The organism is Shewanella sp. JNE2, from assembly GCF_023159115.1.
Taxonomy (GTDB): Bacteria; Pseudomonadota; Gammaproteobacteria; order Enterobacterales; family Shewanellaceae; genus Shewanella; species Shewanella putrefaciens.
The window spans coordinates 2425547-2439645 of the sequence record NZ_CP096169.1; the positions used below are offsets into that span (position 1 = coordinate 2425547).

The window sequence follows — 14099 nt, forward strand, 5'->3', positions numbered from 1 at the left end:
GCACTTGCCTCCTAAATCGCTATCGATGGTAGATGTTAGGCAACTGGCGTAACTAAGATTTTTTCAGGGAATACTGCGAAATAATACCCGCCCAAGCTTTTTCTATTTCAGGGATTAACCGCGTAAATGCCGTTTTTTCGGTAATCACCCGCAAATCATCTACCGCTTCAGACGTTCCCCATACGCTAGCATTTCCCGTCTCTTTCGCGGTAGATTCGGCAAGTCCATAAAGATATTCAGTCCGAACATCAAAAAATGCAGCAGAAACAGTCGTCGTTACACTGATCTCTTTATTCTTTAAGAAACCCAAAGACACCACATTGAGTGGAGCAAACTGTTGTTCACCCGCATGGAATGAAGTATCGAAGGTATAGATAAGTAAGATATCCGCTTTTAATCTCGCAGCAGCTTCTCGTAAGGATTTTATCGAGTCCAAATTCTCTGGGAGTAAAATGCGATTTAATGGCGCAATACCTGACACTTGTGGCATTTTAGCTAACCGAGCAAAGTCAGCTTCCGTCTCAACTTCGCGGGTCGTCACCACGCTATAACGACCTGTACCAAAACTGCTTACTCGATAGGATAAATAACCGGGAGCTTGAATACGCGCTACCGAAAGATTTGCAGGAAACACCGCAGCAGGCTCTTTGGACATAAGTAAGTTGATATCCGATTCAGCTAACGAACTCAGCTGCACACTACCACCTGGGGTGGTGTACGATGCACATCCCCCTAATATCAACAATGCGCCTAACATGGCAAGTTTAACGATCCTCATCAAATCTCCTTTAAATACGTTTCAAATCCCTAAATATTGAATACTAACTTACTGTTGATAAATGTTTTATTCAACCAAATTAATGTGCAGGCGTGACATATTTCTAAGCTATCAAACGACCAAGAGACAGTATTGGGTAAACAAAAGGCGCAGTGATAAAACAATATCACTGCGCCTTTTGTATCAATATTTTAAATGGGTTTAAGGCTTAAAGTACAAGCTATGGAACTTAAGGTGATCTTCAATAAAGCTCGCTATAAAGTAGTAGCTGTGATCGTACCCCGCTTGCATCCGCACATCCAAGGGATAACCCTTGGCATGGGCGATATCCACCAGCGATTGTGGCATCAATTGGGTGTCTAAAAAGCTGTCAGCTTCACCTTGGTCAATCAGTACTGGCACTTCGCTAATCGCGAGCTTAAGCAACTCGCAGGCATCATACTGGCGCCAATGTTCACGATTCTCACCTAAGTACTCGCTAAAGGCTTTAATACCCCAAGGTGCATTACTCGGATTCGAAATCGGGCTAAAAGCCGAAATTGAGCTATATCTGTGCGGATTACTCAGACCAATCACCAAAGCACCATGACCGCCCATCGAATGGCCGGAGATGGCGCGCTGAGTAGTGACAGGAAAATGTGCTTCAATCAAAGTAGGTAGCTCATGGACTATGTAATCGTACATTTTGTAATGACGATTCCAAGGTGCTTTTGTCGCATTGAGGTAAAAACCCGCGCCTAAGCCTAAATCGTAAGCTTTATCCGCCGCATCGGGCACATCGTCACCGCGAGGGCTGGTATCAGGGGCGACAATCGCCATCCCAAGTACTGCTGCCATGCGCTGTGCACCCGCCTTCTGCATAAAGTTTTCATCGGTACAGGTTAGACCTGAAAGCCAATACAGCACAGGCACAGGTTTATTCACCGCCTCAGGCGGCAGATAAATGGCAAAGCGCATCTCGCAGTTTAACGACTGAGATTGATGGCGATACTGCTTATGCCAACCGCCAAAACTCTTGTTACAACTGATATTTTCTATGGTCATACAAGTCCTTTTAAGCTCAATCTGTTAACGCTAGTCATAGCGTTTGTCTTCGCATAAGTTATCGCGCTTATCATCTGCTTAGTTTGCAACACAGCAGACAGATTTGCACCTGTCTGCCCGTTAGTCACATCAAGCTGAAGCATCCGTTTAGTGTGCAAAAACACTTATTTATCAAAATGGATCACGCTACGGATGCTCTTACCTTGGTGCATCAGCTCGAACGCTTCATTGATTTGCTCAAGTCCCATAGTATGAGTGATAAAATCATCAAGCTTAAACTCACCCGCCATGTAACGCTCAACGATGTGCGGTAACTCTGAGCGCCCTTTCACACCGCCAAAGGCAGAACCGCGCCATACGCGGCCCGTCACCAGTTGGAATGGACGGGTTGAAATCTCTTGTCCAGCACCGGCAACACCGATAATAACCGACTCGCCCCAGCCCTTATGACAACACTCTAAGGCGCTGCGCATCACGTTGACATTGCCGATGCACTCAAAGGAGTAATCCACGCCGCCATCGGTCATTTCAACGATCACCTCTTGGATTGGCTTATCCAGCAATTTGGGATTGATGCAGTCAGTCGCGCCGAGTTTTTTGGCTAACTCGAACTTAGACTCATTGATATCAATGGCAATAATGCGGCTAGCTTTTGCCATAGTGGCACCGATAATCGCCGATAAACCGATACCGCCGAGGCCGAAAATCGCCACGGTCGCGCCTTCTTCCACTTTGGCCGTGTTCATCACCGCGCCCATACCTGTGGTTACGCCACAACCTAACAGACAAATTTCTTCTAATGGCGCGCTCTTATTGACTTTAGCCAATGAGATTTCAGGCAACACAGTATATTCAGAGAAGGTCGAGCAACCCATGTAATGGAAAATAGGCTTGCCATCAAGATAAAAACGCGTGGTGCCATCGGGCATTAAGCCTTTACCTTGGGTCGCGCGAATTTTTTGGCACAGGTTAGTTTTGCCCGATAGACAAAACTTACATTCTCCGCACTCTGGGGTATAAAGTGGGATCACATGATCGCCCACTTGTACGCTGGTCACCCCCTCGCCCACTTGCTCAACGATACCGCCGCCTTCGTGGCCTAGAATCGCTGGGAATACGCCTTCTGGATCATCACCGCTCAGGGTAAAGGCATCCGTGTGACACACGCCCGTAGCCACAATGCGCACTAAGACTTCGCCCGCTTTAGGTAACATCACATCCACTTCTTCAATCTTAAGTGGTTGTCCTGGCCCCCAAGCAACAGCGGCCTTTGATTTAATAAACTGCGGTTTTTCGTTCGACATTGTTACGTCCCTTGAATAGGTAATAGGAGTAAGTCATTGGTGTATCATAAATTCAATTCAGGCCAAGCAAATTCTTGCGCCCATTGCACTGATGCTACTGAATAGGAGGATTGTATTTGTTTCTCAGCGAGAGACAATCTAGTATTCAAGCAATTCATTTTTACTGAGTAACAACAATGTATCTCTGGGACGGCATTTCTGAATTTGTCGCGGTGGCTGAGGCCGAAAGTTTTACCCTAGCGGCGCAGCGGCTGAATATCTCCACCGCCCACGTTAGCCGCCAAGTGAGCACCTTAGAAAACCGCCTTGGCACAAAACTCTTTTACCGCACAACCCGCAAAGTGTCGTTAACCGAAGAAGGCACGATTTATTATCGTCATTGCCGCCAATTACAAACTGGGTTAGAAGAAGCCGAGCGCGCCATCTCAAACCTAAAGGACTCACCCCAAGGCTTAGTCAAGCTCACGGCGCCCGTCGCCTATGGCGAGAAATTTATCATGCCGTTGCTCAATGATTTTATGGTGCAATATCCCAGCGTTGAATTTAGCGTCGACTTGACCAATCGCACCTTGGACTTGATTGAAGGCGGTTATGATCTGGCCATTCGCCTCGGAAAACTCGCCGATTCGAGTCTGATGGCCAAACCGCTCAGCAGTCGCACTCACTATGTCGCCGCCTCACCAAGCTATGTGGAAAAATACGGTCAGCCCCATACCTTATCAGAACTTAGCCAGCACAATTGTTTGATCGGTAATCATAATTACTGGCGCTTTGTAGAAAATGGCCGCGAACGCAATATTAAAGTCCGCGGCAATCTTAATTGTAACAGCGGCTACGCATTAAGGGATGCGGCACTAAAGGGCATAGGGATAGTTCAACTGCCTGATTATTATATTGAAGAAGATATTCAAGCCGGACGGTTACTCTCCTTCCTTGACGGTCACCGCGAAGCCAAAGAAGGCATCTGGGCACTCTATCCGCAAAACCGCCACCTGTCGGCTAAGATCCGCGTATTGGTCGATTATCTTGCCGAAAAACTCATCGAACAGGGTTAAATACTGTTTGAGCAGATTGATTAGTAGGTGGTAGCAGACAAAACGGCGCAAACTAGCGCCAGTTTTCCCGCAAAGTGTAATACAGCATGCCTAACGCCAGCGCTTGATTGCCGAACCATTCATTTAACGGAATGCGGATATGGCGCATGGTGGCAAACAAATCAAATTCACGCAATTGCCCGTCCATCGCATTGGCCATGATCTCAGCCATAATGTGCGATGTCGCCACTCCGTGCCCAGAATATCCTTGGCAATAGAACACATTAGGCGACACTTTGCCGAGCTGTGGGATACGGTTAATCACAATTCCTGCCATTCCGGCCCAAGCAAATTCGATATCAACGCCCTTTAATTGTGGAAACGTACGCTCAATCGCGGGCCGTAATTCCGCCGCCACATTTTTAGGATCGCGGCCGCTGTAGTTAGTCCCGCCGCCGAACATCAACCGTTTATCCGCGGTCAGGCGATAGTAATCCAACACAAAGCGGCAATCGTACACAGCCAAATCCTGCGGATTGATTTGCAAAGCGATCTCATCGGGCAGAATCGCAGTGGCGCAATTGCCTAAGGACGCCGGAAATAACATACCGCGCAGTTTTGGACGGGCGAGTTTATGGTAAGCATTACCGGCGATCAGCACACTGTTGGCGCGCACTTTTCCCTTGGCAGTGACAACAGTCGCCACATCGCCTTCTTCAATATCAAGTACGGGTGAGTGTTCAAAGATTAACGCCCCAAGACCTGCTGCGGCGCGGGCTTCACCCAGGCATAAATTAACTGAGTGCAAATGCATATTGCGCCGATTGACTAAGCCGCCGTGATACAAGGGCGAGCCTAAATAGGCGGGTATTTCATCGGCGGATACCAGCGTCATAAATTCACCCATGCCGCGGCGCTGCGCCTCATCATGCATCGCCCTAAGCTCCTGCATGTGCTTTGGCTGGTAAGCGGTTTGGATATGACCAAACTTTAAATCACAGTTTATGCCGTACTTAGCCACCCGATTTTTAATTATTTCGTGGCCGCGCCAACGCATATTCCACACATAATCTTCAGCTTCATTGCCGATTTGACGGCGCAGCTGTTTTGTCATCGCAACATCGCCAGACAAACTGCCCGTCACCTGCCCACCGTTGCGTCCGGTCGCGCCCCACGCAATTTTATTGGCCTCAATAAGCGCCACTTTGTAGCCCTTCTCAGATAATTCCAACGCCGTTGCCACGCCGGTAAAACCGCCACCGACAATCGCCACATCGACTCGAATGTCGCCTTCAAGCGCAGGATAATCCGACTCTTGGTCAATGGTGGCATTGTAGTAGGAGGCGCAACGCTCTGCTGGCATGGTCATTCCTTGATGTTGAAAGTTAACTGTTGAAAGTTGATGGCTGAAAGTGAGTGTTGAGTCTTAGTTCTGGGCTCTCAGTTCTTCTGGACACTCGTTTTAACACGGCATCATGCCGACGTTGTTTTATATTTTTTACAAGCGTTCAGAATTTGTGAGTATATCTAAGTTGAGATCGAGGTCAACACTGAATTGCGATAACTATTTGCAGGACATGACAAAGGGAGTTGAGCTGGCTGCAGGCTCCTTCTTGAAGAACCTGAAATGGAGGTGCTTGAGATGGAAGCTTCTGAAATGGCGGTACCTAAAATTAAGGCACTAAAATTAAGGCTTTAAAATTAAGGTACCTAAGATTAAGTTACCTAAGATAGAGACTCCGAATGTTAAGGCGCGGCTCATTTTATCTTTTAAGCCTTATACTTTTTGCTGGTTTAAGATAGGCTTGTGCGGCGTCATCCTCTTTTTATCTCAGCAACCTAGAGTCCATTATGCCACTATTACCACTTGTCCAATTGCCGTTTTCCCAAGCATGTGAAAACAACAAAGCGCCGATTTTAGCGGTATTAACACAAGCATTCTCACTCAACCAACATGTACTCGAAATCGGCAGTGGCACAGCGCAACATGCTGTGTATTTTGCAGCAAATCTTCCCCATTTAATCTGGCAAACCAGCGATCAGGCTGAATATATTGAGGTCATTACCGCAAGGTGTATGCATGAAGGCAAGCTACCCAATGCAGTGGCAAACCTACGCTTACCACTTAACCTTGATGTCACTGTGCCATGGCCAGTGGAGGGATTAACACCTGATATTGATGGCGTATTTACTGCAAACACTTTGCATATTATGAGCAAAAATATGGTTGAAGCGTTTTTTACTGGCCTTGGTCTGTATCTCCCCCAACTCAAGACCCTGTGCATTTACGGCCCCTTTAACTACCAAGGCGAATTTAGCAGTGACAGCAATCGCCAGTTTGATGCCTTTTTAAAACAGCGCGATCCCGCCAGCGGCATTCGTGATATTGAATGGATTTGCAGTTTAGCCAGCGAGCAAGGCCTAACGCTGAAGCAAGATGTGGCTATGCCGGCCAATAATCGACTACTGCATTTTGTCAAAGTGTAATGGGTTATCTCAGCGTTAAACAAATACGTTATAAGTGCTTTTGAGGAAATAGTTCGTGACTGATGATGAAATGATGGAAAATATTATCGGCAGAGAGAGGAAATTAAAAATGTCCTCCTTGAAAAGCATTCAGTTAATACATGGTTTGAAGTACCCTTCGAGGACAATATTCCAAATTATTAAGCAATTAATCTCCAGAATAAAAGTTTCTATAAATAATGCTAATCCAAATAAGGCCGTATAACACCAAAGAAATAAAAACGGCTGAAGACCCTAAATCTTTCACTCTGCCCGATAGTTCATGCATTTCTAAACTAATTCGGTCAACAACAGCTTCTAATGCTGAGTTTATTATTTCAACCAATAGTACTATCAACATAGCACCATTAAGTAAAACAAGTTGAATAATATCAGCTGCAATAAAAATACTGATAGGGAACATTATGAAAGCAAGCAGTAGCTCTTGTCTAAAAGCGGATTCATACCGATATGCCGCCTCAAAGCCTTGCATGGAACATCGTCCAGCCTTAATAATTCGTCCTACACCAGTACCATTAGGCTTAAAAACATCACTTTCCATCTCTATATTTCCTTTAATATTGATAATTATAGTTTAATTTTTACGACATGAGCTAAAGATATCCAATTCTTCCTCATATAACTTTGTGGATATATTGTGAATTCCCAAGACTGAATGAAACAGATTGTCCTGCGAAATAGGTTGTTCGCTTTTTGCTATCAAACACGCGGCACTTACTCGATTCGCAGCTTGATATTCATCCGAAAGCCAAAGTAAGAATGGGATATGTGTTTGTTCAGAAGGCGCCATAAAGTAAGGTGTACCATGCAAGTACATATTATTTTCCCCCAGAGACTCACCATGATCTGAAAGATATATCATTGCTGTGTTGTAGTTCCCCGACTGTTGAACTAAAAGTTCAATGACTTTATTTAAAAAGTAATCTGTATATAAAAGAGAGTTATCATAGGCATTTACAATCTCTTGCCGAGTGCAAGCCTGTAACTGATTGGTTTTACATACGGGAGTAAATTTTTCAAATTCTTGCGGATAGCGTTGATAATAAGCAGGCCCATGACTTCCTTTTTGATGTAATACTATAAAAACATCCTGATTAAGATTCTCGATCTTTTTATCTAGTTTACTCAAAAGAATTTCATCGAAGCACTCCTTATTATTACAAAATAATTCATCATTTTCTTTACTTAGCTCATCAGTTGGAATCCTATCACATACGCCTTTACAACCTGAATTATTATCTCTCCATAAAACATAAACACCAACCCTATTAAGAATATCTAATAGTCCTTCAAATGCTTTTGATTTTGAAGGACTATAATCTGTTCTTTCAAACTTGGAAAACATGCAGGGCACAGAGACAGCTGTTGATGTTCCACAGGAAGATGCATTTGTGAAATTGATAACATCTTGCTTTTCAAGATTTTGATTGGTTTTTCGACTATAGCCATTGAGTGAGAAATTAGCAGCTCGAGCGGTTTCACCTACCACTAAGACCGTCAAATTATGCTTTCCGTTAGCAGCTAATACTGTTACTTTTTCGGCGTCTAGAGCAATGGCTTTGAGAGCTTTTTTTTCAGAACCTAATACGTTAGAAGCATAGGTCGCCGTCGCATAAATAAAATTTATGGGATTTATCAAATGTCTGAAATGGCGATTATTACGAAAAAAAGAAGCATAATCTTGATAAAAAATCATTAGTATTAAAATTATCACTAACACGCTGCCGATAGCACTAATAATTCGGCCAAGTAATACCTTTTGTACAGAACTCTGTTTAATTTTAACTTGCCAGATAATAACTGATGGTACTATACCCAAGAAAATAACATAGACTATGAATTTAGTTGATAGTAGTTCAGCCACTTCAGACACATCGGTCTCAAATGTATTTTGCACCATATTCCAGTCAATCAAGACACCGTAAGTATCCATGAAGTAACTGGCACAAGCGGCAGACAGTAAAATAGCAACTGCAGTAGGTTTTTGAATATATGGAAGCATTGTAATAAGCAGCAATAGGTTAATAAAAGCAACTAAGAACACAAATAATGAAAGGAAAAAACTGATACTCCACAGAGACATAGAATAATGTACATGAAATACATTTTCCCACAGTGAAAAATTATAAAAAAGCACTAACGCAGTGGCTAAAACAAGACTAAAAACACTAGCACTTAAAGTAATTTTTTTGGGGAGATTCAATACAACTAGTGACCACTCCCGAATGAGCCTGACAGTAAAGAAAATAAACTGACTAACATTTTTATAACTGGCAAACATATCTCTTCTCGGAATCTATTTTAATGAGTAGAAATATGCCCGATCCGCTGCTCTAGTTATGTCATATGAATGTCCTATTATTGTATGTTACTGTCATTACTGTGTAATGAAGAATTGAAAGGAGTAATAAAAACGCGTTAAGGAAAACTAAGGATCGTCACTGTTTGATGTTTAGAAAATGGTTAATAACATAGACTAAAAAAGCCTAACCCACGGGCCAAGTCACTAGTATTCTGGCTCCACCATATTCACTACGATGGACGCTCACCTTACCGCTATGCTGGCGGGCTATCTGCGCAACAATAGCCAAACCTAAACCATACCCTCCGGTCTCTTTGTTGCGACTAGCATCAAGCCGAGTAAAAGGTTCGAATATATGTACTCCCTGTTTTTCTTCAATGCCGGGGCCATCATCATCAACCCATAACTTATACTGTAGACTGTCTATGCTGACGCCAATGACTATAGTCGTTCGAGTATATTTGTCAGCATTGCTCACTAAGTTACGTAATAACCGAGACATCAGTTGCGGCTCCATCGCCACCAATGAGTCTCTGGCAGGCAAACTCAAGCTTATTTCTGTATTAATTTCTGTAATGAGGTGCTTGCGCTGCTTCAGTAACCAATTTGAAATATCGATTTTTTCGAGCTTCAATAATGGTTCCGTGTTCTCAAGTTTTGTATAACTCAACAGTTCATGAACCATTTGCTCCATATCATCTATGTCAGCACTCATGCCTAACAAGTATTTATTTTTAAGGTTTTTATCTGATGTGCAAGCCATCATTTCTAATTGAAATCTAAGGCGGCCGATAGGAGATCGTAGCTCATGTGAAACGGCATTTATTAAGTTTCTTTGGCTTTCAAAAAGTCGCTTCAGTCGTTCTGCCATCGAATTAAATGCTGTACTAAGGTTCCCCAAAGCTAAAGCCCCTTCTGGGGCGCGAACATCAAATTCGCCCTGACTAAATGAATTGGCTGCATGTTCGAGCTTTACTAATCGGTATTGCATACCCAATACCCAAAACAAAGCGAAACCTAAAAAAATAAACAGAGGAAAATACTCAAATGCTATAGATATGAACTTAACCGCTTCGCTTTCTTTCATCGGGCCTATTTTTACAACCATATTGGGCGCAATTAGCCGAAAATGAAGATCTAGAGGAAAATAAGGCCAAACAGAAATACCCTGTTGGATGTCGCTAAGCTGGATCTCAGACAGTGTTAACTGTTCCAAAGGAATAATTTCTATTTGAATATTGGAGATCACATTTATATCTTGCAATAATATTTTCAACTCTTCACTAGCCTGAACTCGATATAATTCCTTAATTAACATGAACACAGCTTCGTAATCACGAGTTTTATCGTCTTGAATTTCCTCATAATAAAGACTATTGAAAAGCATTTCATTGCCTGCTGTACAAATAAAAAACAGGAAAATTAATGCTAGATACATCCTGATAAACTGTTTCAGTAAAAATTTACCAAAAATTTAGACTTGGCTGGTACGGGCTTAGACGGTATGAAGCTCTCACTATTCTGTATAAATTTATCGTCTTTAATCATTCACTTGCCACTGATCAGTAATAAAAAGATAACCTTTGCCACGCACGGTAATTATCCTACGGGGAAGTCCAACAGCATCACCCAGCTTTTTTCTCAATGAAACAATTTTGTTATCAATTGAGCGATCTAATCCATCATATTCAATCCCACGTAACGACAGACTTATGTCATCTCTCGATACTGGCTGCTCCGGATTACTAGCAAGCAACCATAATAATTCAAACTCAGTTTCCGTTAACTTAATTGACTCCCCTGCCAATTCAACTTGTCTGCGCCCCATATTAATCTTAAGGCTGCCAAAAATCAGTTGATCGTTATTGGCTATAAAAGTCTGACATGAAGAGGTTGCTTTTTTTCGTCACGACGTAACAACGCCCTGACCCTAGCTAGTAATACTCGTGGATGGATAGGCTTACTAACAAAATCATCTGCTCCCATCTCTAACGCTGCGACCTGATCCATATCATCACCACTAGCCGTCAACACCAAGAGTGCTCCTTGGTACCAAGCTTGTAACCTCCTACACACAGTTAAGCCATCAACATTGGGCAACATCAAGTCTAGAATAATAAGTTTTGGGAATAGTTTTTCAGCCAATTCCAGCCCTTTCTGACCATCATCGGCATGATGAATAACAAAACCTTGCAGGCCTAAATAACTTGTTATTAATTCGGCAAGTTTAAGATCATCTTCAACAAGTAAAATCGTACAAGGTTGTTCATTACTCATAAGCTTTTTTTGCCAATTTAGTAGCTAAAAATCATGGGTTGTGACAATAAACTATTATTCTTACTAAGTAAAAGGTCAGTAAATACCATGACAATCCTAGCATGAGTGAATATAAGCAAACACTAAGATCCTAATAGTTAAAGTAAAATGCCAGCTTGTGCAATTTTCAAATACATTTTTATCCACTTTCAACACCCCAACAAAAATGCTCAATAGCTTTGTTTAGTGATAACCCTCTGCCTTTCACAAAAACGCATAAATATTCTCATTTAATCCAAATTGGCTGTTGCAAAGGCTCATAAAAGCGGTTAGTTTAAATCCACTTATACGGATAGACACCCGTAGCAACGAATTAAACGCTTCACTGTAATTAGAACGGTTAAGCGATAAATATAAACAAATAACGAACAAAGACCGAGAGAGTAAAATGAGCCCACTACTGAACGCTATCCACCACCATCACCACCATATGCGGTAGCCTTCGGACGCTCACTGCCGGAGGACTATATCCTTCTGGCGGACTGATTCAAGATGATCAAAAACCCCTGGAAGGAATTCCGGGGGTTTTTGCATTTAGGCACTAATTTTGAATCTTTTAATTTTGATACTTTTGAGCGAGATAACACTATGACTGAATCGAACCGTTTACGCATCGCCATCCAAAAATCTGGCCGTCTTTCAACTGACTCTCAGCAACTGCTAAAAAGCTGTGGTGTTAAATTTTCCATTAATGAACAACGCCTTATCGCTCACGCTGACAATATGCCTATCGATTTACTGCGCGTTCGTGATGACGATATCCCAGGATTGGTGATGGACGGCGTGGTCGATATGGGGATCATAGGTGAAAACGTGCTCGAAGAGGAACAAATCGAGCGTCAAACTCTAAACAAACCCGCAGAGTGCCTCAAACTGCGTCAGTTAGATTTCGGTTCGTGTCGCCTCTCGTTAGCCGTACCAACAGAATTCAGTTATGCCGATGCCTCCTCTTTAGAAGGATTACGCATCGCCACTTCTTACCCGAACCTTCTGCGCCGTTTTATGCAACAAAAAGGCATAACTTATCGCGACTGTATGTTAAAAGGCTCGGTTGAAGTCGCCCCGCGTGCCGGCCTTGCCGATGGGATTTGTGATCTCGTATCGACGGGCGCCACCTTAGAGGCCAACGGTTTATACGAAACCGAAGTGATTTACCGCTCTATGGCCTGCATCATTCAATCGACCCAAACCCAATCGCCGACTAAACAAGCACTCATAGATAAAATTCTATCCCGCGTCAATGGCGTTATCCGCGCGCGAGAGAGCAAATACATCCTGCTGCATGCGCCAACTGAAACCTTAGATCAAATCGTCGCCCTGCTGCCCGGCGCCGAAAACCCAACCGTATTGCCATTAAATGATGATACTAACCGCGTTGCTATCCACGCCGTCAGTACCGAAGATTTGTTCTGGGATACCATGGAACAGTTGACCGCACTCGGTGCCAGCTCGATTCTGGTAATGCCAATCGAAAAAATGATGGGGTAATGTATGGAAATCCTAACTTGGTCAACCTTATCCGCCGCCGAGCAGAAAACGGCGCTGAAACGCTCGCCCTTAATTGGTGATAGTGGCTTAGAGCAAAGCGTTCGCGCCATTCTCGATGCGGTAGCGACGCGGGGTGATGCCGCCATTGCCGAATTTAATCAAAAGTTTGATGGCTTTGATAGTGCTAAGATTGGTGAGCTGCGCATGGGCGAAACCGAAATTGCCGCGGCAAGCGCACGGGTATCGCCTGAGCTAAAAGCGGCGATCGCCAAAGCCATGGCGAACATAGACGTGTTTCACAGCGCCCAGCAATTTCGCCCGATTGATATGGAGACCGAGGCTGGAGTACGCTGCGAGCTACGTAGCGAACCAATTGAAAAAGTCGGTTTATATATCCCCGGTGGCAGTGCACCATTAATTTCTACCGTGATGATGCTCGCCCTGCCCGCCAAGATCGCCGGCTGCGAACAAAGAGTATTAGTCAGCCCACCGCCCATCAACGATGCCATTATCTATGCCGCCAATGCCTGTGGGATCACTGAGATCTATCAAGTAGGCGGCGCGCAGGCCATTGCGGCACTGGCATTTGGCACAGAAACTATTCCCGCGGTCGATAAGATTTTTGGCCCAGGTAATCGCTACGTGACTGAAGCTAAACGCTTAGTGTCACAGGATGGCCGCTGCACTGTGTGTATCGATATGCCAGCCGGTCCTTCTGAAGTGTTAGTGATTGCCGATAGCGACGCCAATTGCGAATTTATCGCCGCCGATTTGCTTTCGCAAGCAGAGCACGGCCCAGATTCACAAGTGATTTTAGTGACAGATTCGCAAGCTATCGCCGATGGCGTGAATGACGCGCTAACAAGACAGCTCGCTGCCCTGCCGCGTTGTGATATCGCGGCAACGGCGCTCCTCAGCAGCCGCACTTTTGTTGTGGACGATATGCTACAAGCCGCGCAGGTTTCCAATCAATATGGGCCTGAACACTTGATCATTCAAACGCGCTTTCCACGTGAGGTACTGAAAAACATTCGCGCCGCGGGCTCGGTATTTTTAGGCGCTTATACACCTGAATCTATTGGTGATTATGCCAGTGGCACCAACCACGTGCTGCCGACCTACGGTTATAGCCGCGCCGTGTCGAGCCTGTCATTAGCCGATTTTAGCCGCCGCTTTACCGTGCAGGAACTCAGCGCTAAGGGCTTAATCGGATTGGGGCAAGCGGTCATGACGTTAGCCAGTAACGAATTGCTCGATGCGCACAAAAATGCCGTCGCCATTCGTCTAGCTAGCCTAGAAAAATGATC

Annotated in this window: 13 protein-coding genes; 4 read left to right on the plus strand and 9 right to left on the minus strand. The window is 44.1% G+C overall.

Annotated features, from left to right (window positions below):
• Window positions 1-52: 52 nt before the first annotated feature.
• The 3 genes from MZ182_RS10870 to MZ182_RS10880 form a co-directional block, all read right to left on the minus strand.
• Window positions 53-778, minus strand: a complete 726-nt coding sequence (locus MZ182_RS10870) for a hypothetical protein (RefSeq protein WP_248066032.1) — start codon at window positions 776-778, stop codon at window positions 53-55.
• A gap of 201 nt (window positions 779-979) precedes the next feature.
• Window positions 980-1822: an S-formylglutathione hydrolase gene (gene fghA, locus MZ182_RS10875; RefSeq protein WP_248066035.1), complete on the minus strand. Its 843-nt coding sequence runs from the start codon at window positions 1820-1822 to the stop codon at window positions 980-982.
• 164 nt (window positions 1823-1986) lie between these two features.
• On the minus strand, window positions 1987-3126 hold the full coding sequence (locus MZ182_RS10880; protein ID WP_014610474.1) for an S-(hydroxymethyl)glutathione dehydrogenase/class III alcohol dehydrogenase: 1140 nt from the start codon (window positions 3124-3126) through the stop codon (window positions 1987-1989).
• A gap of 176 nt (window positions 3127-3302) precedes the next feature.
• Between MZ182_RS10880 and MZ182_RS10885 the strand changes: the two genes are divergently transcribed.
• Window positions 3303-4181: a LysR family transcriptional regulator gene (locus tag MZ182_RS10885; protein ID WP_025007829.1), complete on the plus strand. Its 879-nt coding sequence runs from the start codon at window positions 3303-3305 to the stop codon at window positions 4179-4181.
• A 52-nt stretch (window positions 4182-4233) separates the two neighbouring features.
• Here MZ182_RS10885 and MZ182_RS10890 read toward each other — a convergent pair whose 3' ends face one another.
• Window positions 4234-5523, minus strand: coding sequence for an NAD(P)/FAD-dependent oxidoreductase (locus tag MZ182_RS10890; RefSeq protein ID WP_248066037.1), 1290 nt, complete (start codon window positions 5521-5523; stop codon window positions 4234-4236).
• Window positions 5524-6011: 488 nt separating this feature from the next.
• Between MZ182_RS10890 and MZ182_RS10895 the strand changes: the two genes are divergently transcribed.
• Window positions 6012-6647, plus strand: a complete 636-nt coding sequence (locus tag MZ182_RS10895) for a DUF938 domain-containing protein (protein WP_248066039.1) — start codon at window positions 6012-6014, stop codon at window positions 6645-6647.
• 187 nt (window positions 6648-6834) lie between these two features.
• On the opposite strand, the gene MZ182_RS10900 is transcribed toward MZ182_RS10895, so the two are convergent.
• From MZ182_RS10900 to MZ182_RS10920, 5 genes are all read right to left on the minus strand, one after another.
• Window positions 6835-7227: a diacylglycerol kinase gene (locus MZ182_RS10900; RefSeq protein WP_248066041.1), complete on the minus strand. Its 393-nt coding sequence runs from the start codon at window positions 7225-7227 to the stop codon at window positions 6835-6837.
• A 33-nt stretch (window positions 7228-7260) separates the two neighbouring features.
• Window positions 7261-8967 (minus strand): phosphoethanolamine transferase, encoded by a 1707-nt coding sequence (locus MZ182_RS10905; RefSeq protein WP_248066043.1) that lies wholly within the window; start codon window positions 8965-8967, stop codon window positions 7261-7263.
• A 205-nt stretch (window positions 8968-9172) separates the two neighbouring features.
• A complete protein-coding gene (locus MZ182_RS10910; RefSeq protein WP_248066045.1) occupies window positions 9173-10426 on the minus strand; it encodes an ATP-binding protein in 1254 nt (417 codons plus the stop codon).
• Window positions 10427-10528: 102 nt separating this feature from the next.
• Window positions 10529-10816 (minus strand): winged helix-turn-helix domain-containing protein, encoded by a 288-nt coding sequence (locus MZ182_RS10915; protein WP_248066047.1) that lies wholly within the window; start codon window positions 10814-10816, stop codon window positions 10529-10531.
• Window positions 10817-10857: 41 nt separating this feature from the next.
• Window positions 10858-11265, minus strand: coding sequence for a response regulator transcription factor (locus MZ182_RS10920; protein ID WP_248066049.1), 408 nt, complete (start codon window positions 11263-11265; stop codon window positions 10858-10860).
• A gap of 627 nt (window positions 11266-11892) precedes the next feature.
• On the opposite strand from MZ182_RS10920, the gene hisG reads away from it, so the two are divergent.
• Both hisG and hisD read left to right on the plus strand, forming a co-directional pair.
• Complete coding sequence (gene hisG, locus MZ182_RS10925; RefSeq protein WP_105252639.1) at window positions 11893-12792, plus strand: ATP phosphoribosyltransferase; 900 nt, start codon at window positions 11893-11895, stop codon at window positions 12790-12792.
• A 3-nt stretch (window positions 12793-12795) separates the two neighbouring features.
• Window positions 12796-14097: a histidinol dehydrogenase gene (gene hisD, locus MZ182_RS10930; RefSeq protein ID WP_248066051.1), complete on the plus strand. Its 1302-nt coding sequence runs from the start codon at window positions 12796-12798 to the stop codon at window positions 14095-14097.
• The last annotated feature ends 2 nt before the right edge of the window (window positions 14098-14099 follow it).

Excerpts from the sequence above, each read along its gene's own strand:
- MZ182_RS10870 (WP_248066032.1), bottom strand. The coding sequence starts at position 778 with ATGAGGATCGTTAAACTTGCCATGTTAGGCGCATTGTTGATATTAGGG.
- fghA (WP_248066035.1), bottom strand. The coding sequence starts at position 1,822 with ATGACCATAGAAAATATCAGTTGTAACAAGAGTTTTGGCGGTTGGCAT.
- MZ182_RS10880 (WP_014610474.1), bottom strand. The coding sequence starts at position 3,126 with ATGTCGAACGAAAAACCGCAGTTTATTAAATCAAAGGCCGCTGTTGCT.
- MZ182_RS10885 (WP_025007829.1), top strand. The coding sequence starts at position 3,303 with ATGTATCTCTGGGACGGCATTTCTGAATTTGTCGCGGTGGCTGAGGCC.
- MZ182_RS10890 (WP_248066037.1), bottom strand. The coding sequence starts at position 5,523 with ATGCCAGCAGAGCGTTGCGCCTCCTACTACAATGCCACCATTGACCAA.
- MZ182_RS10895 (WP_248066039.1), top strand. The coding sequence starts at position 6,012 with ATGCCACTATTACCACTTGTCCAATTGCCGTTTTCCCAAGCATGTGAA.
- MZ182_RS10900 (WP_248066041.1), bottom strand. The coding sequence starts at position 7,227 with ATGGAAAGTGATGTTTTTAAGCCTAATGGTACTGGTGTAGGACGAATT.
- MZ182_RS10905 (WP_248066043.1), bottom strand. The coding sequence starts at position 8,967 with ATGTTTGCCAGTTATAAAAATGTTAGTCAGTTTATTTTCTTTACTGTC.
- MZ182_RS10910 (WP_248066045.1), bottom strand. The coding sequence starts at position 10,426 with ATGTATCTAGCATTAATTTTCCTGTTTTTTATTTGTACAGCAGGCAAT.
- MZ182_RS10915 (WP_248066047.1), bottom strand. The coding sequence starts at position 10,816 with ATGGGGCGCAGACAAGTTGAATTGGCAGGGGAGTCAATTAAGTTAACG.
- MZ182_RS10920 (WP_248066049.1), bottom strand. The coding sequence starts at position 11,265 with ATGAGTAATGAACAACCTTGTACGATTTTACTTGTTGAAGATGATCTT.
- hisG (WP_105252639.1), top strand. The coding sequence starts at position 11,893 with ATGACTGAATCGAACCGTTTACGCATCGCCATCCAAAAATCTGGCCGT.
- hisD (WP_248066051.1), top strand. The coding sequence starts at position 12,796 with ATGGAAATCCTAACTTGGTCAACCTTATCCGCCGCCGAGCAGAAAACG.